Origin of the sequence: Chryseobacterium sp. AG363 (assembly GCF_003610675.1) — a bacterium.
GTDB lineage: Bacteria > Bacteroidota > Bacteroidia > Flavobacteriales > Weeksellaceae > Chryseobacterium > Chryseobacterium cucumeris.
On record NZ_RAQF01000003.1, the window covers coordinates 434524 to 459459 of the forward strand.

Below are 24936 nucleotides of genomic sequence, written 5' to 3' on the forward strand. Positions count from 1 at the left end.
ATGGTCCATTGTATTTTTATAATTAAAGACTATTTGTGAAGTGCTTTAATATACTTTTCAAGGGCCATTGTCATAGAAGGAGTTTCCTTCGTAGGTGCCATTAAATCTACTTTTAATCCTGCTTCTTCTGCAGCTGCCAAAGTCGTGTTTCCAAAAACTCCGATCTTTGTTTCATCCTGCTTGAAGTCAGGGAAATTTTGTTGTAGCGATTTTATTCCCTGCGGACTGAAGAAAATCAGCATGTCATAATCTTTGACATTGATATCTGTAAGGTCGCTGCATACGGTACGGTACATAATTGCTCTTGTCCAGTCTACATTAGATGCATCCATGGTTTTTACAATATCCGGACTCAAAACATCTGAAGATGGCAACAGATATTTTTCAGTTGGGAATTTTTTGAAAAGAGGAAGCAGGTCTGAGAAGTTTTTCTCCCCAAAGCTGATTTTTCTTTTTCTGTACACAATATGCTTTTGAAGGTAGTTGGCAATTGCTTCCGACTGGCAGATGTATCTCATCGTATCCGGAACAGCAAAACGCAATTCCTCCGCGAGTCTGAAGTAATGGTCAATCGCATTTTTACTGGTAAAAATAATACCGGTATACTGCGTCAGATCTATTTTCTGTGTTCTGAGCTCTTTATTGTCAACCCCTTCGACGTGGATAAATGGACGGAAATCAATCTTTATTTTTTCCTTCTTCGCTATATCCAGATATGGAGAAGACTCACTAGGCGCTGGTTGAGAAACCAATATAGACTTTATTCTCATCATTGACTTTTATTAAAAAAATAACAACTTCCAAAGCAATAATAATGGTGCGATTTGGAGGGTGCAAATATACAAAAATTTATAATACCATTTCTCGGGAAGAATCTTGTTCTTGTGAAATAAATAGAAAAATACTTTGAAAATGAATACAAAAGCGAAGAAGCAGAAATAATATAAAAACATTTTATTTCTGTCTATCGGGAAGTAATAATGGGCTACACAAAGAATTATTAGCAAAAATGAAAGAATGAAATAAAATTTTGTGGAGGTAAAATAAAAAATAGTCCATTTTTTTCCGTCCCCTATACTTTGGTAAAATAGAAATCCTAATGTTGATTTTGTTAAATAAAAAAGCAGCACCGCCAGCAATGTATATCCAAATTTATTAAGCTGATATCCCAGAAGCTGAAGATCTGCAATATATTTCGGTACTATAGGAACGTACTGTGAAATTAATACAGACAGGGTAAGTGTCGTTACACAGGACGTGATAATCCAGCTGGGAAGGTTGTTGCTTGCATCAAAATATTTCTGAAGTAGAAAATCTTTGAGACTGGCATCCCTTTCTATGACGTTCATCATAAAGACATATAAAAATATACAGCCCACAAGGATAAAGATTACCCAATCATTATTTTCAGGTATTCTTACATGATTGATGAAGTGTTGTGATGATGGCAAAATTTAAGTTTTTTTTATTTATTATTTAACTTCAGGATGACACAGTCCGGCACAGGTTTTCCTGTCACCAGGTCCATGAACCTGCAGTTAAAATATTTGCTCTCATCGATTTTACGTATTGTTCAGATCTGTTGAATAAAAGTTTCTGTATCATCCGCTTAATCCCCGAGAAATATTTTTGCAAAATTATAGATTATTTTGTATAAAATAAAAAGGTTAAATAAACTATCTTTGCAAACTGAAATGAAAAAACTCGTCATCATCCCGACCTATAACGAAAAGGAAAATATTGAAAATATTATTTCCGCAGTTTTTGCATTGGAGGATGACTTTCATATCTTAGTAGTAGATGATTCTTCTCCTGACGGAACTGCAGAAATTGTAAAAGAACTGCAGAAGAAACATCCGCATTATCTGCACCTGTCCATAAGGCATGTAAAAGACGGATTGGGAAAGGCATATATCCACGGGTTTAAATGGGCCATCGAAAATAAATACGATTATATTTTTGAGATGGATGCCGATTTTTCCCACAATCCTAATGATCTGCCGAAGCTTTTTGAAGCATGTAAAAATGCAGATATGGCGATCGGTTCCCGTTACTCAAAAGGAGTGAATGTAGTGAACTGGCCTATGGGAAGAGTGCTGCTTTCTTATTTTGCATCCAAATATGTAAGGTTTGTATTAGGCCTTCCAATTCATGATACGACAGCGGGATTTGTCTGCTTTTCAAGAAAAGTATTGGAAGAAATAGGATTGGATAATGTGAAACTGAAGGGATATGGATTTCAGATTGAAATGAAATTCAGAGCATTTAAAAAAGGTTTCAGAATTGTAGAAGTTCCTATTATATTTACCAACAGAATTTTAGGAGAAAGCAAAATGAATGGTGGAATTATCCATGAAGCAGTTTTCGGGGTATTGAATTTAAAATGGAAATCAATCATCAACAGATTATGAAACTGATGAAAAAGTTAATCTTTATTTTCGTTTTGTTGGGCTTGTTTTCGTGCAGCGATTATATTGATAAGCCCAAAAATCTGGTCGATAAAGGTTTGATGGCTGAAATCATTGCCGATCTTGCCATCAACGATCAGGCTATTTTTGTATATCCTGACAAAAATATGGAAGCAGGAACCAGAGCTGTTTTGAAATCACATAAGGTAAAGCCTGATGATTTTGTAGATAGTTTCAAATACTATGTGATTAAAGAAGAAATGGATGGGATTACCAGTGATGCGCAGGAAATATTGCTGAAAAAAGATCCCAAAGCAGATAAATATGTAAAGGAAAGACTGAAACAGAATGGCCCTGTAATGCCTGTAGTAAGGTAAATAAGTCTGGAAGTTTCTGTCACACAAAATCACTGGTCAAAACAGTGCATTTAAAAAAGTATAGAGATGAAATTTTTTAATATAGAAAAAACCTCTGAAGGAAAAGCAAGAGCAGGGGAAATTACCACAGATCACGGGAAGATTCAAACTCCTATTTTTATGCCTGTGGGAACTGTAGCAAGTGTAAAGACAGTTCATCAGAGAGAATTAAAAGAAGACATTAAAGCTCAGATTATTCTGGGAAATACTTATCACCTATACCTTCGTCCGGGCATGGAAACGATGCAGGATGCAGGTGGTTTACACAAATTCATGAACTGGGATCTTCCTATTCTTACCGATTCAGGAGGTTTTCAGGTATTTTCACTGGCAAGTAACAGAAAAATGACGGAAGAAGGTGCGAGATTCAAATCTCACATCGACGGAAGTTATCATATGTTCTCTCCGGAAAGATCAATGGAGATTCAAAGACAGATCGGAGCTGACATTTTCATGGCTTTTGATGAATGTACACCTTACCCTTGTGATTACAACCAGGCGAAATCATCTATGGAGCTTACCCACCGTTGGCTGAAAAGATGTATTGACTGGACTAACGATAATCCTGAATTATACGGACATAAACAAAGACTTTTCCCGATTGTTCAGGGATCTACTTATTCTGACCTTCGAAAAATTTCTGCAGAAGTAATTTCTGAAGCAGGAGCAGAAGGAAATGCTATCGGAGGACTTTCGGTAGGAGAGCCTGAGGAAGAAATGTACAGGATCACTGATGAAGTGACAGACATCCTTCCAAAAGAAAAACCTAGATACCTGATGGGAGTAGGAACTCCTTGGAATATCCTTGAATCAATCGGGCTGGGAATTGACATGATGGATTGTGTAATGCCAACAAGAAATGCAAGGAATGCAATGCTTTTTACATGGCAAGGGGTTATGAACCTTAAAAATGAAAAATGGAAGCGCGATTTTTCGCCTTTGGATGAATTTGGGACCAGTTTTGTAGATCGTGAATATTCAAAAGCGTATCTTCGTCACTTGTTTGTATCTAAAGAATATCTGGCAAAACAGATTGCTTCGATTCATAATCTGGCATTCTACCTTGATTTAGTAAAAGTAGCCAGAGAACATATTATGGCAGGTGATTTCTATGAATGGAAAAACTCTGTAGTACCGGTTCTTAGACAAAGACTGTAAGAGAATATGCTTAAAATTGTAGACAGATATATCATTAAAAAATACCTTGGAACTTTCAGTTTCATGTTGGTATTATTGTCTATAGTCGTATTGGTAATCGATGTTCAGCAAAAGATTCCAAGGATAGAAAATGCCAAGGCCATTGATCCGAAACTGGATCTGACCTATTTTCTTATCCATTTTTATCCTTTCTGGATCATCAATCTTGTGGTGACTTTCCTTTCCATTCTGGTATTTATTTCGGTGATCTATTTTACCTCCAGAATGGCAAATAATACTGAAATTGTTGCTATTATCAGTAGTGGAGCCAGTTTTCACAGGTTTTCCAAGCCCTATCTGGTTACTTCCATTTTTATTGGATTGATCGCCCTTGTAGTGTACCATATGGTGCTGCCATGGGCCAATATCAAGAAAAATGAGCTGGAAGCCTATACTTATAATGCAGCTAATAAAGAAAAGATTTTAGGAACCGCTCCTGCTTCTTCACAGCTGAGTAAGACGGAATATATTTTCGTTGATTCCTGGAATAAAAGAGAAAAAAGAGGGTCGAGTTTTGTCTATCAGAAATATGATAAAGACAGAAAAATGACCTATGAGCTGAAGGCAAGCGAAGTATACTGGGATAAAGCTAAAAAACAGTTTGTTCTAAATAACTATCTGGAAAAAACAATCAATAAAGACAATACCGAAAAACTCGGTAACGGAATAGAATTAAGGAAAAATTACGGGCATTCTCCTGAAGAACTTTTCCCGAATGAGCTTTTGGGACAAAATAAAACCACACCGGAACTTTTGAAATTTATTGAAAGGGAAAAAGAAAGAGGAAACAGTAACCTGAACTCTTATCTAAATGAACTTCACCAGAGAACTTCCATGCCTGTTTCAATCATTATTCTGACATTTCTGGCGCTTTCCCTGTCATCACAGAAGAAAAGAGGAGGATTAGGAGTCAATCTAGCCATCGGGATTTCATTGGCCTTCATTTTCGTGTTTTCATTCGAAGCCTTAAAAGTGGTTTCGGAAAATAAAAGTTTGTCTCCGGCTGTAGCCATGTGGCTGCCTAATATGGTGTTTTTGCCGCTTACCCTTTATTTATATATCAAGAGAGCTAATCAGTAAAGTAATTTTACTTCTTTGTGATAAAAGGAATGCATTCCGTCTTCCAGTTCGATCCAGAGTTCACCTTTTTCGTCTGCATGTCGGATGATGCCATTTTGTCGCTCTTTTTCAATTTCAAAAACTGAGATCTGATCCTTTCTGAAAAGATTTTTATTAAATCCATCCAGAATTTCCTGATCTGAAGGTATGTTTTTAAGCTTTTCACACAAATATTCATGAAGGTTTAAGGCAAGTTCTTCCAGGTCAAATTGCATCCCCGTCTGCGTCAGAAGTGACCCTGCATTGGATATTTCATCAAAATTTTCCTGCAGAATGTTGATTCCGGCTCCTATGATGAAATAATTATTTTGATTAATTTTTTTCTTTTCTATTAAAATTCCAACGATTTTTTTACCTTTAAGGATAATATCATTCGGCCATTTGATTTTTACCTCAGAGTCAGACAATTTGGCAAGGAAATCCCGGATCACCATTGCGGTATAATAATTGAACATAAAGTCGGAGCACAGGATGTTCTGAGTATTCACTGCCAGCGTATAAGCCAGATTTTTTCCGGCGGTCTGAGTCCAGATATTTCCATACTGACCACGGCCTTTAGTTTGATTAAAAGTATGAAGCCCTATAAAATTTGAATCTCCGTAAAGTAAAAACTTTGATATTTCGTCATTAGTAGAAGAACATTCTTTCAGGTAAAAGAGTTGGCTCATTTAAGAAAACTTTAAGAGATTAAGAGGGTAAAAGTAAGGTTAAAGTAAAGAAAAAACAATAAATTTGCAGATTATAGTATTTTTTTAATGAATAAAACAGCAGAAAAACAAGCGTTAATAGATAAAATCGTTGAAGCTATCCAGGATGTAAAAGGAGAAGACATTATGATCTTCGATCTTTCAAACATCGAAAACTCCGTAGCAGAAACGTTCGTGATATGTAGTGGAAACTCAAATACACAGGTAGCTGCATTAGCGGGAAGTGTAGAGAAGAAAGTAAGAAACGAACTTCAGGACAGACCTTGGCACGTAGAAGGTACTGAAAATGCGATGTGGGTATTGGTGGATTACGTTTCAGTGGTGGTTCATATATTCCAGAAACAGGTACGTGAGTACTACGACATAGAAGAACTTTGGGGTGACGCAGTCATTACCAGAATTGAAAATGAATAATAAAAATTTTAAAAAGTCTAAATGAATAATAAAGGATTCAACTGGTTCTTTCCTATTGCAATCGTAGCTCTTTTGCTATTCTTTGGCTCCAATTTCCTTGGAGGTGATGCAGCAAAATCTATTGATGAAGATGGTTTCTTTAGAGAAATGCAGGCGGGCAAAGTCCAGAATATAATTATATACAAAGACATAGAGAAAGCTGATGTTTTCCTAACAAAAGAAGCAAAATCGGCAATGGTTTCCAAAGCCGGAAAAGAAAACAACCCTCTTTCTGCCTTCGAAATGGCTCCAAAAGCAGATTTTTCTGTAAAATACGGAGATCTTCAACTTTTCCTTCAGAAATTTGAACAGGTCAAAGCCAGCAATCCGGTTATTAAAACAACCAAAGATTACGGTACAGGGAAGAGCGCATTAATGGATATCTTAATCCCTGCGCTGGTTTGGATTTCAATTTTAGGATTATTCTACTTCCTTCTTTTCAGAAAGATGGGTGGAGGCGGAGGTCCTGGCGGACAAATTTTCTCTATCGGAAAATCCAAAGCGAAACTTTTCGACGAAAAAGAAAGAATTCAGGTGACATTTAAAGATGTTGCAGGATTGGAAGGAGCAAAAGAAGAAGTTCAGGAAGTTGTGGATTTCTTGAAAAACTCTGAAAAATATACAAAACTGGGCGGTAAAATTCCTAAAGGTGTCCTTTTGGTAGGACCTCCGGGAACCGGTAAAACCTTATTGGCAAAAGCGGTTGCAGGGGAAGCTAAAGTTCCGTTTTTCTCACTTTCAGGTTCCGATTTCGTTGAAATGTTTGTGGGAGTAGGAGCTTCCAGAGTAAGAGACCTTTTTGCTCAGGCTAAAGCAAAATCTCCGGCCATTATCTTCATTGATGAGATTGATGCTATCGGACGTGCCAGAGGGAAAAATAATTTCTCCGGCGGAAACGACGAAAGAGAAAATACCTTGAACCAGCTTCTTACTGAAATGGATGGTTTCGGAACAGATACCAACGTTATCGTAATGGCAGCAACCAACAGAGCGGATATCCTTGATAAAGCTTTGATGAGAGCAGGACGTTTTGACCGTTCTATCTATGTAGACCTTCCGGAACTTCACGAAAGAAGACAGATCTTTGATGTTCACCTGAAAAAGATCAAACTTGATGATAATGTAGACAGAGAGTTTCTTGCCAAACAAACCCCTGGTTTCAGTGGGGCAGATATTGCCAACGTTTGTAACGAAGCAGCACTTATCGCAGCAAGAAATAATCATACTTCAGTAACAAAACAGGATTTCCTTGATGCTGTAGACAGAATCATCGGCGGTCTTGAAAAGAAAAATAAGGCAATCAAACCTTCTGAAAAAAGAAGAGTTGCTTACCATGAAGCAGGACACGCTACGATCTCATGGTTGGTAGAACACGCATCTCCACTTTTAAAAGTGACGATCGTTCCTAGAGGACGTTCACTGGGAGCAGCATGGTACCTTCCTGAAGAAAGACAGCTTACCACTACTGAACAGATGCTGGACGAAATGTGTGCAACATTGGGAGGTAGAGCAGCAGAGCAGGTGATCTTCAATAATATTTCTACAGGAGCACTTTCTGATCTGGAAACCGTAACAAAGAGAGCTCAGGCAATGGTTACAATCTACGGATTAAGCCCGAATATCGGTAATATTTCTTACTATGACAGCTCAGGCCAGTCTGAATACAATTTCGGAAAGCCTTATTCTGAAGAAACCGCTACAAAAATTGATGCAGAGATCAAATCAATCATCGAAAATCAATATGAGAGAGCGGTAAGAATTCTTGACGAGAATAAAGATAAGCTTGACGCTTTAGCAAGTAAATTGCTTGAAAAAGAAGTGATCTTCCGTGAAGACCTTGAAGAGATTTTCGGAAAAAGAGCATGGGATCCTGAATTGACAGAGAAACCTGTAACCAATACTATTCCTGAAAAAGATCAGCCCATTGTAGAGGAAACACCTCAGATCAAAGAGAAAGAAGAAGAAAGCGAAATACAGGCTCCCGAAAGCCCGACACAGCTTTAAGATTCTTAAAAAATAGAATTAATAAAAACCTGATAATCGCAAAATTGTCAGGTTTTTTCATATTTAAGGAGATATTTTGGACACTATTGTAATTTATTTTCTATTTTTGTATAAAGTTGACTAAAAATAGATTAAGTTGAATTTATTCAAGAGGATTGTAAGCAAACTTACCAACCAGCCTGAAGAAGAGGACAAACAGAGCCTGGAGAAACTTGGGGATTCGCTGAAAAATGCGGATCTTGACTATAAGTTTGCGCAATTATTTACGCATTCGGGAGGATTTTTTAATTATTGTGCAGATGAAGCGGAAGCTCTACAAACTTTAAATCAAATTATTAAAATAGAAGGTGTTCACAACCTTTTCTGCTGGGATAAAGAACTTCAGAACTTTTTGAACGTTGTGAAGTCTTCATATACGTCAGAATTACAGCCATCTAATGACGCCGCATTCATCACCTGTGAATATCTCATTGCCTATGACGGCAGAATCATGCTTTCGCATAATAATATCCTGCATTATCATTCTTCAAGGCTTCCTGATAAAATTATCATCATTGCCAATGTTTCTCAGATTGTAAACAACCTGAATGATGCCATGGGTAAAATAAAAAGAAACGGAAATATCAAGAACCTTACTTCCATCAGCGGAAGCCAATCGAAAATGGATAGTTCTTCCAATTCCAATACAAAACTGTTTTTATTGCTGCTTGAAGATTAAGCAACCACTTCTAAATTTTAAATTTTGGACAAAAATCTCATTCAAAGAACCGTATCAGGTATCGTTTATGTAGCCATCATTATTCTTTGTTCTACTCCGTTGGGAGCGCAGCTGCTGAACAGTATTGCACCTGGTCTTGCCAAACAGCAGTATCTGTATCACGGTTTAATGAGTCTTCTGCTGATTGTAGGAACCTGGGAATGTGTTAAAATTATGAAGTTTGGAAACGGCTATGAAAAATGGGTCGTATATCCATTGGTCATTTTTATTTTCTACATGTTTTCCAAAAGGTATTTTAATCACGATTTCTTTTTTGATTTCAGACTTAGTGAAATATTAGCACTCGCCTTGATTGGAATAGCTGTAGTAACCTTATTCAAATATCCTAACGAATTATACTTTGACAGCGGAAAACTTATTTTTACCGTTATTTATGTGGCTCTCCCGTTCAGTTTTGCATTAGGACTGCCCAAATTCTCCAGTTATAATGAAAACTTCTCTCTGGAAGTTCTTTTCCTGTTTATCCTTATCTGGAGTAGTGATACTTTTGCCTATCTGGTAGGAAAATTCTTTGGAAAACATAAAATGGCTCCTAAGATTTCGCCTAAAAAAACATGGGAAGGTTATGCCGGAGGTGTTGTTTTAACATTGGTGTTGTCTTATTTTATTGAACACTATCAGCCCGAGCTGAGAGGAAACTGGATGATCGTAGGATTTCTGGTGGCAGCCTTTGCGCCATTAGGAGACCTGGTAGAAAGTCAATTGAAGAGAAACTTCGGTGTAAAGGATAGTGGAAACATCATTCCGGGACATGGAGGAGTTTTAGACAGGCTGGATAGTTTTATTATCTGCGTTCCTGTCGTATATTTGTACTTTATTTTAGAAAAATTTATTTAGTCTCATGAAATTACATAGAGAATCAAAAGGAACGATTACCGTTGCAACCCTGCTTTTTATTATTCTGGGTGCTTTAGCAATTTATTTCCTTGAAATATGGTCACTGGTGATCATTATGCCTTTGTTGGTTATTTACGGTTTAGTTTTCTGGTTCTTCAGAGTTCCGGATCGTAATATTCTTGATCACAAAGAAAATGTTATTGCTCCGGTTGACGGAAAAGTGGTAATGATCAAAGAAGTGGAAGAGGATGAATTTATAAAAGGAAAAGCCATCCAGGTTTCTATTTTTATGTCTCCACTCAATGTTCATATCTGCAGATACCCGGTGTCAGGAGAAGTGATTTACAAAAAATATCACCCGGGAAAATATCTGGTAGCATGGCATGAAAAGTCTTCTACAGAAAACGAAAGAACTACGGTAGCTATTCAGACGATGACTAATCATAAAGTAGTCTTCAGACAGATTGCCGGATATGTTGCGAGAAGAATCGTTTTCTATTGTAATGAAGGGGATAAAGCAAAGGCCGGGCATGAATTCGGATTTATTAAATTCGGTTCCAGAATGGATGTATTCCTGCCTTTAGACACAGAGATTATCTGTAAGATCGGAGATATTACAAAAGGAGGTGAGGATGTTATCGCCAAACTGAAAGAAAATTAAAATTATTACAATATAAATATATAAGAGGGCCATTGGGTCCTCTTTTTCATTTGATGGGTACTACTGATAGGTGAGTTTAGCTACTCAAGAGTAGTATTGCGTATTGATATATAGGTTTTCTTTTATAGAGAACAATAATTTTGCCGGCTTAAAAATAAGACACATTAATTAGGTAAGTTGATAACTGTTAATGTTTTTGTCATATGATTTTTCTTAGTTTCAATATTTCAATATTTGAATTTTAGTAAATTGTATAAAGAAAATCACTTAATTTTTTTAACATGAAATTATTAAAAGACACTTTGTATTTTATTTGATTAAGAATATAGAGGATTTTTTTTCTAGCTTTGTTCGAATCCCTATTTGTTCTTTATAAAACAACAATAAGATGATTTATAATTTTTTATTTAAAATGCTTAATGGCGAGTCAGACAAAATGGAAGCTAATGCTGACCGTAATTATCTGAATATTATTAACAGGTATCTGTTTTCATTGTTTTTCATATTCTTGTTTTATTCTGTTTTTATCATTGCTTTTTTTGGAGACATGCTGATTTCAATATTCCTTACTTCTATTACTTTTTTCTGGCTGCTTCTGATGGCTATAAAAGGTAAAACAAGAAGATTTAAAAAGATTTTGAAGCCTTTTATTATCCTTGTTTTTGTTTTACTGACTTTTATAGTAAGTTTTTTTTATATTTATACCTATAAGAGTGGCGGTGTAGAATATTTCTATTTTTGCCTCTTATTTGCAGTTCCATTTTTTCTCAATTATAAGAAGGATCCGTTTTGTATCATTTTTATTACTCTCATTATCAGCATTAACTTTATTGCATGCCTTTACTATGATTTTAATTTTCTTCCCAGAAGTAGATTTTTAGAAAAAGATGATTTTAAAACCTTAAAATTGTTAAATATCTTGTTTTCTATCGCCTATTTTTTCATGGATATTGTTTTTATCACTCAGAAAGACGCATTGATTCATGGACTGATTTCCGATAAAAAAGAAAAAGACTCTACCATTAAGGATCTTGTAAAAACGAATACAGAACTGATGAAGCATCAGATGCTCATCAATCATCTTTCAGAAGAAAATATCCAGGAGATTTTAAGCCTGGCAGAAAATAATTCACCAATGTTCTTTGAAAAATTTCAGGTGTTTTTCCCTCATTTTATTCCTGAAATTTTAAGAATAAATCCTAATCTCATCCATTCTGAACTCTATTTCTGTGCATTGATGAAGCTGGATTTTGATACAAAGAAAATTGCACAGTGTACCAAAAACAGTATTCGGGCTGTGGAAAGTAAAAAGTACAGAATCCGGAAAAAATTAAATATTTCCTCGGAGATTAATATCAATAGCTTTCTTATAAAAATTTAAACAAAATTCTGATTTTTATTACTCGTACGTAGTGTTGAGTAGCTTCCGATGGTGTTTTTTGATTTTCTTATCAATATTTTTACTTAAAAGCATTGTGATGAATATTAAGAACATTCATATTGGAAACCTTATCCAGACAAAAGTGGAAGAGTGTCAGATTCCAATAGAAAGAATTTCCAGGTTTTTAAACAGGCCGGAAGACGAAGTAGAGAGGATGTATCATGCCAAAAGTATGGATACCGATGTTCTTCTGAAATGGTGTAAGCTTTTAAAATTCGATTTTTTTAGGTTCTATACAGGACATCTGATTTTATACTCGCCAGGTTCAAGAGTTGATAATACATTCCGGCATAAAGGAGAAACCATGGTTTTCAGAAAGAGTATCTATACACAGGAAGTGAAGGATTTTGTGCTGGAAAGAATAAATACAGGAAAAATGACGGCCAATGATGTGGTTGAAAGGTATAAAATACCCAGAACCACTTTATTTAAATGGATGAAAAAGATATAATATGATACCAGATTATAAGCAGATTTATACCGACATTCTTGAAGAAAAATTTCCAGAGAAATTACTGGATGCGGCTATAAAACTTAAGCTGGAAACATTGCAATCAGCTTTTGATATTCTGAAATTTAACCAGCTGATTTTTGGCGAGGCTGAATATACAGTTAGCCTTAATAATCAGAAGCTTCGGTCTTATGATCAGGAATCTATTCTTAGGATTCTCACTTACCAAAAAAGAAATGGACTGACTAATCTTCAGGTGAGTCATCATTTTAAGATAAGCCGAAATACAATTGCCAGATGGAAAACCATTTTTAAATTATAAAAAGTATTGTATTCTGTTTAATCTAATTGTTTTATTTTTTTCTATTACATTAGAAAGAATTGATTTTATGCTGTTTTGAATTTGTTTTTAAATTTATGGTTGAGTTTTTTATAACTCAACTTTTTTATTTGTATTGAATGTGATGATAAGTTATTGGCATTTGTGAGTTTTACTACGCGTGAGTAGTATTGCGTAGCGGGAATTAATTTGTAATCGTCTGTGCTTGATAATTTTGTGGAAGTTAAATGTTCAGGTTAAAATTTTAATTATCAAACAACTATAACTTATTACAATGATGGAAACAAAATTTACAATGCCTTCAATCAAAGCCTTGTTCATCGCAATGCTCTTTGTTTTTGGAAAATCTTTTTCTCAAACCAATAATGGTGCAGTAGGGATTAATACTACAACCCCGAACGCTAATTCCGTTTTGGATGTTGTTTCAGGAAATAATAACAAAGGAGTCCTTATTCCTCGTTTAACTGAAGCACAGCGAAATGCAATTGTAATCAATCAATCCAATGATGATGGTCTGACGATTTACAACACCACAGAAGACTGTTTCAATTACTGGAGCCGTGCGGATAACGAATGGAAAAGTGTCTGCGGACAGATGGGAAAAGCTGTTTTTACCATAGATTGCTCCACGTCCAAAGCCATGGGTAGCTATGTAAAAGGAAAAGAGCTTACCAACTCAAATTATCTAAGCATTGCCGTGAATGTAACTAAACCGGGTAATTATACCATTTCAGGAACTACCACAAACGGATACAATTTTTATGGAACAGGTGTATTTTTAAATGCCGGAACACAAACCATACAGATTCCGGGACAGGGAACTCCCCAGAATATTCAGACGGATAATGTAGTTCTTGAAGCCAACGGAACTGAAGTAACTTGTACTCCAGCTATTTCTATTACGGTGCTAAGTCCTGCAGGTACATATACCATGAGCTGTGGTACTGCAACAGTAAATGGAGTATACAAAGTGGGGACAGCCCTAACAGCTTCGAATACAATTACCTTACCTGTGAATGTTTCAGCGTTGGGAAGTTACACGATTACTACCAATACCGTTGACGGAATTTCCTTCAGTGGTTCAGGTACATTTACGTCTACAGGAAATCAGAATATTACGTTAGGAGGAACAGGAACGCCAACCTCCACATCGGTGAAAACAATTACAATTACTTCTGACAGTCAGGGGGGAGTATCTACAACATGTTCTGTAAATGTAGTGGTTGTAATTCCTAAAAAAACGGTTCTCCATATCGGATTAGAAACAGCGTACGGTTATAGCGCCTATACCGGTCCCTCAAGAAGTCTGATGGATTCTCCTACAAATTTTGGTACTGCTGCTTCCAGTATTGTTAAATATGAAGGTTTTACCCATACTTCTTTGGGAAATTCCCCTTCATCAACTGCCCTTCAGACAGCGCTTAACAATAAGCCGGATATTGTTGTCATTGGCTACAACTACACACCTAATGCTACAGATGCAGGTTATATTGCTTCTTATCTTAATAAAAGAGGAGTTGTCATTGCGATGACGGATGATACGGGCACAGCACAGAATCTATTCAGAGGAATATTCTCTGATCCTACCATTTCAGCATCTTATGGAGGCGGTGCTGGATCTGTGTATGCTCTTACCAATAATGATGATCCTATCCTTAACGGGCCTTTTGGAGATGTAAGAGGGAAAAACTGGGGTGAAGATGCTTCTACCACAGTAAATATTTCAGGCCTGACAAGTGGATTTGTTCCATACAGTTATGCGCAGCCTATCAACAGCACAACTGCCAGAACAGGAATTTCAGGATTAAGAAATACAAGTTTAAACTTTGTATGGTTTGGGGATGGCGGCTTTCTAAGTAATGAAAATGCCAATGGAAATCAATATCCGAGTAATACAATAGAACCTTTTGTAGCACCAAGTACAGGAGGATATTTCCCAGTTCAGAAGTCTTCTTATGGCTATGCTGGAAACGGATATACAACTGGAGGAATGCAGGTTCAGAATTCAATCCTTTTTGCCAATATGATTGCCTGGGCAATAAAGCAGGCGGAATTTAACGGAATAAACACACAATGATAAAAGGTTTTTAAAGATGACTCCGGCACGATTATTCGTGCCGGAGTTTTTATTTTATATGTCTTTTAACTTCCTGTACAAGTTTTAATATGAATTCTACGGGAATATCGTCTTCCGTATCAATAAGAAGGATTTTAAACTTCTTTCTGCCGTCCTGGATCAGTTCTGGATAATCAAGTCTATCACCATGATAAAAGCTCAGGTAGTGCTTTTTGTATTTTTTGCTGTAGTAGAAATAGCACAGCATTTTCTTTTTGTATTTGATAAACGGAAGACCGAAACTAAATGTTTCTGTAATGTTTTCCGGATCTGAAGCTAAGATCGTGTCACGTAAAAATAAAAGAGTACTTCTTTCAGGCTCTTCGATTCTGTAGAAATACTCTTGTATAGGGTTCATTTTAATTCAATTAAAAGATTAGTCGAAGTTTTGAAGTTCAACAAGTTTGTGATACATTCCTCTTTTTGCAATCAGGTCGTGGTGGGTTCCTTGTTCCACGATATCACCTTTTTCCATCACTACAATCCAATCTGCTTTCTGAATGGTGGAAAGACGGTGGGCAATGACTAAAGAAGTTCTGTTTTCCATCATTTTCTCCAGAGCATCCTGTACGAATCTTTCAGATTCCGTATCCAGTGCAGAGGTAGCTTCATCCAGAATCATGATAGGTGGGTTTTTCAATACTGCTCTGGCAATAGAAACCCTTTGTTTCTGACCACCGGAAAGTTTACCTCCGTCATCCCCGATATTGGAATCATATCCTTCAGGAAGTGTGTTGATAAATGCATCAGCATTGGCAATTTTAGCGGCTGCAATCACTTCTTCTCTGGTGGCATCAGGTTTACCCATCAGAATATTATTGTAAACCGAATCATTGAATAATACAGATTCCTGGGTTACCATTCCCAATAGCTTACGGTATTCTTGTAGCTTTAAATGTTTGATATCTGTTCCGTCAATCAGAATTTCTCCTTCCGAAACATCATAAAATCTTGCTAAAAGATTAGCAATAGTTGTTTTACCACTTCCACTTTGCCCAACAAGAGCAACAGTTTTTCCTTTTGGAATAGAAAGGGAGAAGTTTTTAAGAATCGTATGATCTTTATCGTAATAAAAACCAATATTATTAAATTCGATAGAATGCTTTAATGTTGAGATAGAAACAGGATTGGGTACTTCGTCAATTTTCACATCAGCATCAAGAATAGCTAAAACTCTTTCAAGAGAAGCTTCACCCTTCTGAACATTCGAAATAGATTGAGATAAACTTTTCACAGGAGGTAAAATCTGGAAGAAAATACCCAGGAAAACCAAAAAATCTGCAGGTGAAATACTTTGTTCTACAATGATTTGCTTTCCACCGTACCAGGCGATAATCAAGAACGTCACCGATCCTAAAAATTCGCTCATAGGAGAGGCCAGTTCTTTTTTTCTTCCTAAATTTATGGAGCTGTTGATCCATTTCTGCATAGACTGCATAAAACGGTTGTCCATTATTTTTTCTGCGCTGAAAATCTTAATTACCTTTGTAGATTTTAGTGTTTCATCTACGATTGAGAAAATATTCCCCATCTCATTTTGAGCCTGATGAGAATCTTTTTTCAGACTTTTTCCTATTAAAGCAATCATGGTTCCCATGACAGGCAATACTAAAAGAGAAAAAAGCGTCATCTCTGTACTTAAAAAGAAAAGCGTTACCAGTGTACTGATCAGCATGAAAGGTGCATTGATTAATTCAACTAAACTTCCTAAAATATTCCCTTCAACTTCACCCACATCATTGGACATACGAGACATCAGATCTCCCTTTCTGCTTTCTGTAAAAAAGGAAACAGGTAAAGCAAGAATCTTTCTGTACATTGCTCCACGAAGGTCTTTAGTAACCCCTACACGGTAATTGATCAATAAAAATGAACCTAAATATCTGAAAAGGTTTCTCAGTAAAAACATAAACGCTGTTACCACACAAAGCCACGCCAAAACGTTAAGTGCTCCATACTGGGTTACTAAACTCTGAACATAGTAATTGGCATATTCTTTTGCGTAGGAGAAAAAATCTAAAATTTCTCCCGAATACACAGGTGGATGGCTGTATTTTTTAGCCTCAATGGTTCCGAAAAGCATTCCCAAAACAGGTAGAATAGTCCCTAAGGAAGCAATCTGAAATACAGAATACATAAGATTGAAAAACAAACTTCCGTAGATGTATTTTTGGTGGGGTCTTGCGAACTTTAGTATTTTAATATATTGGTTCATTCAATGAAAAAATTGGATAGCAAAATTACGTAAAATTAAAAGATAAGACGTTCTTAATCCTGTTTTACTTTACTGGATAAGTTTCAAAAAGTGTCTTTTTGTTACAACTCAGCACTATTAAGCATTATTTTTTTGCGTAAATAAGCCTGAACTTGGCTTAAGAACAGGAGATCGTAAGGTCTTGCTGTATAATAAAAAAAACTGCTGAAAGAGCAGTTTTTTATAATGATTTTACTTAAAATTTCACCTGATCATTGTACTTCGGAGCAAAATTTTTAGGACTCAGTTTGTCAAGTGTTTTTCCCAAATTATTGATGATCTGAGTCATATTATCAAAATCTACAACGTTGATGTCATCATTTTCATGGTGATAATGAGACGCTTTGGTCATATCAACAGTAGAAAATGAATGGGCAATGATTTTCTTTTTGACAAAGCTTACGTTGTCTGAACGGTAGAATAGCTGCTGTTTTGCATAGGGATCAGCATTGATTTTTAATCCGTTTACTGCATTCTGATTGAAAAGCTCATCAAGATCTGAGAATCCGTCACCTGTCATATATAATGCATTTTTTCCCCATTGAGATTCTGTAGCAACCATTTCAAAATTGAAAAGAGCAGTCATTTTATTATAAATGTGATCCAGATTTTTATCTGTTGAAATCGCTCTTGAACCCAGCATTCCTTTTTCTTCTCCATTGAATGCCATGAACACCATAGAGAATTCCGGTTTTTTATTTTTAAAATAATCAGCAATACCTACCAGAGTAGTGATTCCACTGGCGTCATCATCTGCTCCGTTATAAATATTGTCTCCGCTTTTATCACTGGTTCCGATATGATCAAAATGCCCTGAAAAACCCAGATACTGATCTGACTTTCCTTTTTTGATTCCGCAAACATTGTATACAGTCTTTCCATTGTAGTCAAAAGGCACCAGATACGATTTTCCGGTACAGTATTCCAGATTATTTTCTTTGAAAAGTTTCGCGATATAATTAGCTGCATTTTCATTTTCCTGAGTTCCGATTTCACGGCCTTTCATTTCATCTGAAGCGAGAGTGGAAAGAACTGTTTTTACTCTTTCTTTGGAAACTTCCTGTGCAAAGGAAAATATTGAGAATAGGGATAAAGTAAGATACGTTAGCTTTTTCATTGTCTTTTGTTAAAATTATATGATATGTCGTGTTTTTAATCAAAAAGTTGCAATGAATTTACATAAATTAATTTAAGAATGGATAACAAAAAAAAACAGCTCCTAAAAAGAAGCTGTTCTCACTCAAAAAATCGTTGTAAGGCTATCGAAGTCTGTCTACAGATTTTACGAGCCTCTCATCTTTACGGATGTAAATGTTTGCCATAAGCAGACAGATTACCGCAATCAATGGGAAAATCGGCTCAATACCCTTCTCAGGAATCTGAATTCCTCCGGATAAGTTTAGTAACCAGTACGCCAATACACCAATCAACAAAGCGTTTATAATGATGCTGATGGTATTCAGCAAAATTTGTCTTTTTCTGTTTTTGAAACTGAAAATACTTAATGCTCCAATAATAACAAGTACTATACAGCTTATATTAAGTAAAGGAATACTGTCTGAAATGACAACATCCTGTCCTGTTATAAAAAGGAAAACAGCAGCTAAAACTGCTAATAAAGTCCATATTGTTTGTATTCTCTGTAGCATTGAATATTAAATTCTTGGCAAAAATAATATAAATTTTGCACAATTCAAAAATAAGTGTAGATTTGCATTATACAATGTACTTGAAAACAAAAGTCACCGGACTTACTTTTCTTACTCACAATTAATTACATTTTTACATTAAATATGTTTAACATAGAAACGTTAAGGTCAAAATCCGTAACGGAACTGACTAAAATCTTAAAAGATTTGGGCGTTAAAGTTGCAAGAACCAGCAATGAAAATGACAAGATCTTTGCTATTCTTGACTTTCAGGCTTCTAACCCTAAAGTTGCAAAAGATTATTTCAACGCCACAGAAACCGCCAGTGTAAATACTGAAGAGGCTCCAGCAGAAAAACCTGCCAAAGCCCCGGCAAAAAAAGCTGCCCCGAAAAAAACAGCAGCCAAGCCAAAAGCACCAGCAAAAGCTCCGGTAGAAACTAAAACAGAGGAAATAGTAGAAGAAAAGGTAGCTGCTTCTGAAGATATAAAACCGGAAGAACCAAAAGCTGAAACCACTGTAGCAACAGTAACAGAAGAATCAGCAGCAACTGCTCAGGCAAAAAAGAAAAGAAAAAGAGTTTCTACCAATTCAGGAAATGCAGAAGTATCTCAGGAAAGAACTGAAACTCCAAAAAACACAGAACCTCAAGAGCCTGTTCAGGCCGAAGAAAAGCCTACTAATCCTCAACAACCACAGGCTAACAGACCCCAAAAAGGACACAACCATCCACAGAACAGTGGAAACCAACATAAAAATCAAAACCAACAACATCAGCATCAGCAGCATCAAAACCAAAATCAGAATCAAAACAGACATTCTGAAAAGGCAGAGGAGCAGAACGAGCATAAAAAAGAATTCAATTTCGATGGATTGGTAAGTATTGAAGGTGTTTTGGAAATCTTACCGGATAACTACGGATTTTTACGTTCCTCAGATTTCAGCTATATCTCTTCTCCGGATGATGTGTATGTATCTACAGCACAGATCAGGAATTATGGGTTAAAAACCGGAGATACAGTGAAAGGAATTGTAAGACTTCCAAAAGAAGGAGAGAAATACTTTTCATTGTTAAAACCTACAGAAGTAAACGGACGTGATCTTGCATTCATCAAAGACCGTGTAGCTTTTGAATATCTTACTCCGCTTTTCCCGGAAGAAAAATTCAATTTGGCAGGAAGCAATTCTACCATTTCTACCAGAATTGTAGATTTATTTGCACCTATTGGAAAAGGTCAGAGAGCAATGATCGTTGCACAGCCTAAAACAGGTAAGACGATGTTGCTGAAAGATATTGCTAATTCTATTGCAGCCAATCACCCGGAAGTATATATGATGGTTCTTTTGATTGATGAACGTCCGGAAGAGGTTACTGATATGGAAAGAAGCGTAAATGCAGAAGTAATTGCCTCTACATTTGATGAAGCAGCAGAAAAACATGTGAAAGTAGCCAACCTTGTTCTTGCAAAAGCACAAAGAATGGTAGAATGCGGACATGATGTAGTGATCTTACTGGATTCTATTACAAGATTAGCAAGAGCTTACAACACCGTAACGCCTGCATCTGGTAAAGTGCTTTCCGGTGGGGTAGATGCCAATGCTCTTCACAAGCCAAAAAGATTCTTCGGAGCGGCAAGAAAAATTGAAGGAGGAGGATCTCTGACAATCATTGCAACGGCATTAATTGATACAGGATCTAAAATGGATGAAGTTATCTTTGAAGAATTCAAAGGTACGGGTAACATGGAACTTCAGCTGGACAGAAAAATTGCGAACAGAAGAATTTATCCTGCTATTGACCTTATTTCTTCCAGTACCCGTAGAGATGACCTGCTTCTGGATGAAGTAACTTCTCAGAGAATGTGGATCTTCAGAAAATATCTTTCTGAAATGAATCCTGTAGAAGCTATGGAATTTGTTAATAAAAACATCAAAGGAACTCTGAATAATGAGGAATTCCTGATGTCTATGAATAAATAAATTTAATTTAATATTGTTAAATAGAAAGCACGGATCATTGGGGTTCGTGCTTTTTATTAATATGATAAAAAAATTAAAACTTAATTCATTCTAAATCAATATATCAATGTTAAAGATTTATTAAAGTAATCCACAATCCTTGATAATACCTTAAATATTGGCTAATTTTGAAGTATAACATTAAAAATAAAGATTATGTCATTTGAATTACCAAAACTAGGATATGCATATGATGCATTAGAGCCAACGATCGATGCAAGAACTATGGAAATCCACCATACAAAACACCACCAGGCATATATTGACAATTTAAATAAAGCAATTGAAGGAACTGAACTAGCAGGAAAAACTATTGAAGAAATCTGCCAGACAGGAACTGACAAGCCAGCAGTAAGAAATAATGGAGGAGGTCACTTCAACCACACTCTATTCTGGGAAATTTTAACTCCTGGAGGAAGCAAAGAGCCTGTAGGAAATGTAAAGACTGCTATCGAAAATTACGGAGGTCTCGATAAATTCAAAACTGATTTTTCTGAGGCTGCTAAAACAAGATTCGGTTCAGGATGGGCTTGGTTAATTAAAAATGCTGACGGTTCTGTATCTGTTTCTTCTACACCCAACCAGGACAACCCATTAATGCCTGTAGCAGACGTTAAAGGAACTCCGGTTTTAGGATTAGACGTTTGGGAGCACGCTTATTATTTAAACTACCAAAACAGAAGACCTGACTATGTTTCTGCATTCTTTGATGTAGTAAACTGGGATAAAGTAGAGGAATTATTCAATAAATAATTTTCAGCTATTATAAAATTAAAAGGAGACTGTCTCAAAAGGTAGACCAACACTCTGAGAATTTCTTAAATGACAAAATTTGTCACACAAGAGTCTGAGAGAAAGGTGCTTTTAGACAGTCTCCTTTTTCCTTTAATCTATGAATAGATTATCTTTTTTAAATTTTTCGTTAATAACTTTTGGGTCTGCTAATTGAACACTATTCCCCATATACATTTTAGCTTTTCCAGCAGGATCAGCGTAAAAATCGTTTCTTTCTTTAATGAAATTTGCTTTTGTTGTTTCAATAAAATTTTTTGGTAAGGTTATATTCAAACTTTGTTTCTTAACACCAACCAAACTAAATGTAAAATAATGGTTTAAATCATACACTTCAACAATCAGTCCTGGGAGTCCTTTAAATCGAAATGGTCCATCATGAGATGGTATGTCAGAAGTAAACCAAGCAGTAAACTTTCTGTTTTCGAGCATACAAACTGCTTTCTGACAATTAAATTCACCTATTTTCTTTTTCTCATTTTCTATTGCCCAGTGTATTGTTTCGGCGGGATATCCGTAAAACTTATTGACAATTTTATCAAGTACTTTGATTTTTTTGTCTATACTGTAAAATACCTCATGATTTACCCTTGCTTGAGGCATGGAAGCAAAGTTTATAGTGTAATTTCCTTTGTCAAAGTTGCTTTGTACGATTGAATCTCTACGCATTTTTGAGAAGCTTTTATAGATAGATTCTTTACCATCTGAAAGTAGTACCATCGTCTCTTCAAATTTCCGGTCTTTATCTAAGGAATCACGCATGAACGTGTACTTATAATAAAATACTGTACTTGATTTCACTTCTTGTGCTTGAATGAAAGTTGTTATGCTAATAATAAATAGTAGTAATAATTTTTTCATTTTTTACATAATTATAAAACTCAGATAGTTTATTTACTATCTGAGTTATTTTTTTGATTACTGATGACAGTTAATTTGTTCAACGGCTTCTGCATCGCTCATTAAACACTCGGTTCCCCATTCGCTACACCATGTTGTGTATGAATTAAGTCCGCAAGATGTTTGAATAAAAACTTGCATACATCCAAATGCTTTTACTTTGTTTTCCTTTTCCTCTTCTTTGATTTCTGTAACCTTGGAATAACGATTTTATGCCACTGTGCTTTTAGCATTTACTAATCCAGCAACTCCGAAAGCTGCTAATAAAATAATTTTTTTCATAATGAGTTTTTTTAAATTCATTACTAAAATATAAAATAAAATCAATTTGTTGTGAACTATTTTTTTATGTTAAGTGTCTGTTTTTTAGTTGTTTTCGCGTCGTTAAATTAAAAGGTTGTATTTTACTACGGAAATTCGAAATACTATTAAGAAAGACTTTTTATTGAGTATTTCAATGGAATTTAAACAGTATTTATATAAAAAAGGTTCAAATTACTTTGAACCTTTTTATTGAGGATGTTTTAAATTTATCTTATTGCATCGCTTCCGGATAATCCATTCAATCTTAGCTTATACTTCCAGTTTACATAGGCGAAAACCTGGTATAATTTATATTCAAACTTGATTCCGTAATTTTCCTTAGGATCATAATCGATTCCGGATTCAATAATATTTCTGTATCTGCCGGAATGATAATAGCTGTTCCACTCATTGACCAAAAATGTGTTTTTTGTCTTCAGATAAGATTCTGTGTACTGGCTGATAGGTCTGGCAACAGCGCTCAGAAAATAATCGAATTGGGTATCGATAACCGTAAGGTCCCATTCTCCGTCTTCATTTTTAGAAGGCTTCATTTCATGTTGCTCTTTATCTTTCTTTGGTGTTTCCTGAGAAAAACAGCTGAAAGGTACCAATGCAATCATTACTAATAAAATAATACTTTTCATGATATAGGTATTTATATAAAAAAAGCACTCCAATAAGAGTGCCTAACTTTTTTATGGTTCTTTCTGAAGAACTACAAATGCAGGAAAGTGGTCACTGTAGCCTCCTGTAAACTGATCTCCATTCCATGATCTGAAAGGATATCCTTTGTAATTTCCTTCTTTATTGACAAGATAAGCTGGAGCGAAAATTTCTGCTTTGTACACAGAATATTCTTTAGTTACCTGATCTGAAATTACGTTTTTAGAAACAATAATCTGGTCAAACAGGTTGGGAGCATCCTGATAAGCCAAAGAAGCAACTCCTTTCTTATATAAAGGATACATCAGGTTAAGATAAGGAGTTTCCTCGCTTAAATCTTTTGGATTGGCCTGGGCTTTCAAATGGTTTTTTAAACTTGGGCTTACAGGATCGTCGTTAAAGTCACCCATAGCAAAAAGTTTGGTAGTAGGGTCTGCAGTCCTTACGCTGTCCATCTGCTGTTTTAATAAGGCAGCCGCAGCATTTCTTTTAGGTAAAGAAATTGCTTCACCACCTCTTCTTGAAGGCCAGTGGTTCATAAAAAATGCTACTTTTTCATTGTCCAGAAATCCTGTTACGACAAGGATATCTCTTGTGTATTCTCTTTTTCCGTTGTCACCGTAAATTACCAGTTCTTTTTTTAATGAATTGGTAGGGGTGAACCTTCTTTTCTGATAGATCAATGCCACATCAATTCCTCTATAGTCATAAGAGTTGTAATGAATAATTCCGTAGTCATATTTCTTTAAAGCAGGTTCGTTCACAAGGTCCTGAATGACCTGTCTGTTTTCAACCTCGATTAAGCCTACTACTGCCGGAGCTGTTTTGGTATATTGTGCTCCCATTTCAGAAATCACCTTTGCTTCGTTAGCCAGTTTTGCCTTATAAATTTTCGATCCATAGTTCTTAGCACTTTTAGGAGTAAATTCTTCAGAACCACTTTGAATTCTTACTGCTTTTTTCCCTTTTAATGCACCGTCACTCCAGGGTCCGTCGTATTTTTCTGCTTCCAGAAACTGAATAGAATCCATAGGGATACTTCTGTGGAAAGCAGGGTTTTTAATGTCTTTGGTTCCATCAATATAATCAGCTGAGCGGATAGTATCCCAAAGGTTTTCTACATTTAAGAAACCTATGGTTGCTACTTTTCTCAGTTTTCCTTGTTGTTGGGAGAATGCCACGATCGAAATAAACAGGGCAAACAGACTCGAAAATCTCTTCATCTCTTTGGAGTTTTATTATACTATTAATTACAAATTTACTTTTTTTTAACTTGCTGCGTTTTAAATATTTGTAAATTTAAAAGCAGTAATTTGAAGCTCTCTTTTATAATGATTCTTAAAAGATTGCAATGTTAAGGAAAAATAACGTTAAAAAAGTTCTGAATTGCAAAATTTGATTAATTTTGTGCCCCCAACTTTTAAA

General features: G+C 35.7%; 25 protein-coding genes. 15 read left to right on the top strand and 10 right to left on the bottom strand.

The window, feature by feature from the left end; translation table 11 throughout:
• Window positions 1-29: 29 nt before the first annotated feature.
• Both DEU39_RS14885 and DEU39_RS14890 read right to left on the bottom strand, forming a co-directional pair.
• The gene (locus DEU39_RS14885) at window positions 30-770 is read right to left on the bottom strand and encodes a uroporphyrinogen-III synthase (protein WP_034691594.1); all 741 of its coding nucleotides are present in this window, start codon (window positions 768-770) and stop codon (window positions 30-32) included.
• Between the two features lie 12 nt (window positions 771-782).
• Complete coding sequence (locus tag DEU39_RS14890) at window positions 783-1451, bottom strand: DUF4271 domain-containing protein (RefSeq protein ID WP_051934165.1); 669 nt, start codon at window positions 1449-1451, stop codon at window positions 783-785.
• Between the two features lie 243 nt (window positions 1452-1694).
• Here DEU39_RS14890 and DEU39_RS14895 point away from each other — a divergent pair, with 243 nt between their 5' ends.
• From DEU39_RS14895 to DEU39_RS14910, 4 genes are all read left to right on the top strand, one after another.
• On the top strand, window positions 1695-2411 hold the full coding sequence (locus tag DEU39_RS14895) for a polyprenol monophosphomannose synthase (protein ID WP_034691591.1): 717 nt from the start codon (window positions 1695-1697) through the stop codon (window positions 2409-2411).
• A gap of 5 nt (window positions 2412-2416) precedes the next feature.
• Window positions 2417-2785, top strand: a complete 369-nt coding sequence (locus DEU39_RS14900) for a DUF4296 domain-containing protein (RefSeq protein ID WP_228432339.1) — start codon at window positions 2417-2419, stop codon at window positions 2783-2785.
• Between the two features lie 66 nt (window positions 2786-2851).
• A complete protein-coding gene (tgt, locus tag DEU39_RS14905; RefSeq protein ID WP_047427159.1) occupies window positions 2852-3982 on the top strand; it encodes a tRNA guanosine(34) transglycosylase Tgt in 1131 nt (376 codons plus the stop codon).
• A gap of 6 nt (window positions 3983-3988) precedes the next feature.
• Complete coding sequence (locus tag DEU39_RS14910) at window positions 3989-5101, top strand: LptF/LptG family permease (RefSeq protein WP_034691587.1); 1113 nt, start codon at window positions 3989-3991, stop codon at window positions 5099-5101.
• Here the strand turns inward: DEU39_RS14910 and DEU39_RS14915 are convergent.
• Window positions 5095-5808 carry a biotin--[acetyl-CoA-carboxylase] ligase gene (locus DEU39_RS14915; protein ID WP_120232488.1) on the bottom strand — a complete coding sequence of 238 codons (714 nt, stop codon included), beginning with the start codon at window positions 5806-5808 and terminating at the stop codon, window positions 5095-5097. The two genes, DEU39_RS14910 and DEU39_RS14915, sit on opposite strands and share 7 nt — an antisense overlap.
• A gap of 87 nt (window positions 5809-5895) precedes the next feature.
• On the opposite strand from DEU39_RS14915, the gene rsfS reads away from it, so the two are divergent.
• The 9 genes from rsfS to DEU39_RS14960 all read left to right on the top strand — a co-directional run bounded on the left by rsfS (window position 5896) and on the right by DEU39_RS14960 (window position 14889).
• Window positions 5896-6261 carry a ribosome silencing factor gene (gene rsfS, locus DEU39_RS14920; protein ID WP_047097448.1) on the top strand — a complete coding sequence of 122 codons (366 nt, stop codon included), beginning with the start codon at window positions 5896-5898 and terminating at the stop codon, window positions 6259-6261.
• Between the two features lie 21 nt (window positions 6262-6282).
• Window positions 6283-8304 carry an ATP-dependent zinc metalloprotease FtsH gene (gene ftsH, locus DEU39_RS14925; RefSeq protein WP_120232489.1) on the top strand — a complete coding sequence of 674 codons (2022 nt, stop codon included), beginning with the start codon at window positions 6283-6285 and terminating at the stop codon, window positions 8302-8304.
• A 136-nt stretch (window positions 8305-8440) separates the two neighbouring features.
• Entirely contained in the window at window positions 8441-9022 is a 582-nt protein-coding gene (locus DEU39_RS14930) for an LUD domain-containing protein (protein WP_110008379.1), read from the top strand.
• A gap of 24 nt (window positions 9023-9046) precedes the next feature.
• Window positions 9047-9919, top strand: coding sequence for a phosphatidate cytidylyltransferase (locus DEU39_RS14935; RefSeq protein WP_110008380.1), 873 nt, complete (start codon window positions 9047-9049; stop codon window positions 9917-9919).
• A 4-nt stretch (window positions 9920-9923) separates the two neighbouring features.
• Window positions 9924-10580 (top strand): phosphatidylserine decarboxylase family protein, encoded by a 657-nt coding sequence (locus DEU39_RS14940; RefSeq protein ID WP_062673286.1) that lies wholly within the window; start codon window positions 9924-9926, stop codon window positions 10578-10580.
• A gap of 388 nt (window positions 10581-10968) precedes the next feature.
• Window positions 10969-11961 (top strand): helix-turn-helix transcriptional regulator, encoded by a 993-nt coding sequence (locus DEU39_RS14945; protein WP_120232490.1) that lies wholly within the window; start codon window positions 10969-10971, stop codon window positions 11959-11961.
• A gap of 97 nt (window positions 11962-12058) precedes the next feature.
• Window positions 12059-12472, top strand: coding sequence for a transposase (locus tag DEU39_RS14950; protein ID WP_120232491.1), 414 nt, complete (start codon window positions 12059-12061; stop codon window positions 12470-12472).
• A gap of 1 nt (window position 12473) precedes the next feature.
• Window positions 12474-12794: a helix-turn-helix domain-containing protein gene (locus DEU39_RS14955; RefSeq protein ID WP_120232492.1), complete on the top strand. Its 321-nt coding sequence runs from the start codon at window positions 12474-12476 to the stop codon at window positions 12792-12794.
• Window positions 12795-13086: 292 nt separating this feature from the next.
• On the top strand, window positions 13087-14889 hold the full coding sequence (locus tag DEU39_RS14960) for a hypothetical protein (RefSeq protein WP_120232493.1): 1803 nt from the start codon (window positions 13087-13089) through the stop codon (window positions 14887-14889).
• A gap of 49 nt (window positions 14890-14938) precedes the next feature.
• Here DEU39_RS14960 and DEU39_RS14965 read toward each other — a convergent pair whose 3' ends face one another.
• From DEU39_RS14965 to DEU39_RS14980, 4 genes are all read right to left on the bottom strand, one after another.
• Complete coding sequence (locus DEU39_RS14965; RefSeq protein ID WP_120232494.1) at window positions 14939-15286, bottom strand: DUF1801 domain-containing protein; 348 nt, start codon at window positions 15284-15286, stop codon at window positions 14939-14941.
• Between the two features lie 18 nt (window positions 15287-15304).
• Window positions 15305-17143, bottom strand: a complete 1839-nt coding sequence (locus DEU39_RS14970) for an ABC transporter ATP-binding protein (RefSeq protein WP_120232495.1) — start codon at window positions 17141-17143, stop codon at window positions 15305-15307.
• Between the two features lie 235 nt (window positions 17144-17378).
• Complete coding sequence (locus DEU39_RS14975) at window positions 17379-18299, bottom strand: M28 family peptidase (RefSeq protein ID WP_120232496.1); 921 nt, start codon at window positions 18297-18299, stop codon at window positions 17379-17381.
• A 142-nt stretch (window positions 18300-18441) separates the two neighbouring features.
• Complete coding sequence (locus tag DEU39_RS14980; protein WP_062673303.1) at window positions 18442-18831, bottom strand: DUF4293 family protein; 390 nt, start codon at window positions 18829-18831, stop codon at window positions 18442-18444.
• Window positions 18832-18975: 144 nt separating this feature from the next.
• On the opposite strand from DEU39_RS14980, the gene rho reads away from it, so the two are divergent.
• Both rho and DEU39_RS14990 read left to right on the top strand, forming a co-directional pair.
• On the top strand, window positions 18976-20811 hold the full coding sequence (rho, locus tag DEU39_RS14985) for a transcription termination factor Rho (protein WP_062673305.1): 1836 nt from the start codon (window positions 18976-18978) through the stop codon (window positions 20809-20811).
• Window positions 20812-21006: 195 nt separating this feature from the next.
• On the top strand, window positions 21007-21603 hold the full coding sequence (locus DEU39_RS14990; protein WP_120232497.1) for a superoxide dismutase: 597 nt from the start codon (window positions 21007-21009) through the stop codon (window positions 21601-21603).
• Between the two features lie 132 nt (window positions 21604-21735).
• Here the strand turns inward: DEU39_RS14990 and DEU39_RS14995 are convergent, their stop codons facing one another.
• From DEU39_RS14995 to DEU39_RS15005, 3 genes are all read right to left on the bottom strand, one after another.
• Window positions 21736-22503: a GLPGLI family protein gene (locus tag DEU39_RS14995; protein ID WP_120232498.1), complete on the bottom strand. Its 768-nt coding sequence runs from the start codon at window positions 22501-22503 to the stop codon at window positions 21736-21738.
• A 569-nt stretch (window positions 22504-23072) separates the two neighbouring features.
• Window positions 23073-23492: a DUF6146 family protein gene (locus tag DEU39_RS15000; protein ID WP_062673311.1), complete on the bottom strand. Its 420-nt coding sequence runs from the start codon at window positions 23490-23492 to the stop codon at window positions 23073-23075.
• Between the two features lie 51 nt (window positions 23493-23543).
• Complete coding sequence (locus tag DEU39_RS15005) at window positions 23544-24734, bottom strand: endonuclease (protein ID WP_062673313.1); 1191 nt, start codon at window positions 24732-24734, stop codon at window positions 23544-23546.
• Window positions 24735-24936: the final 202 nt, after the last annotated feature.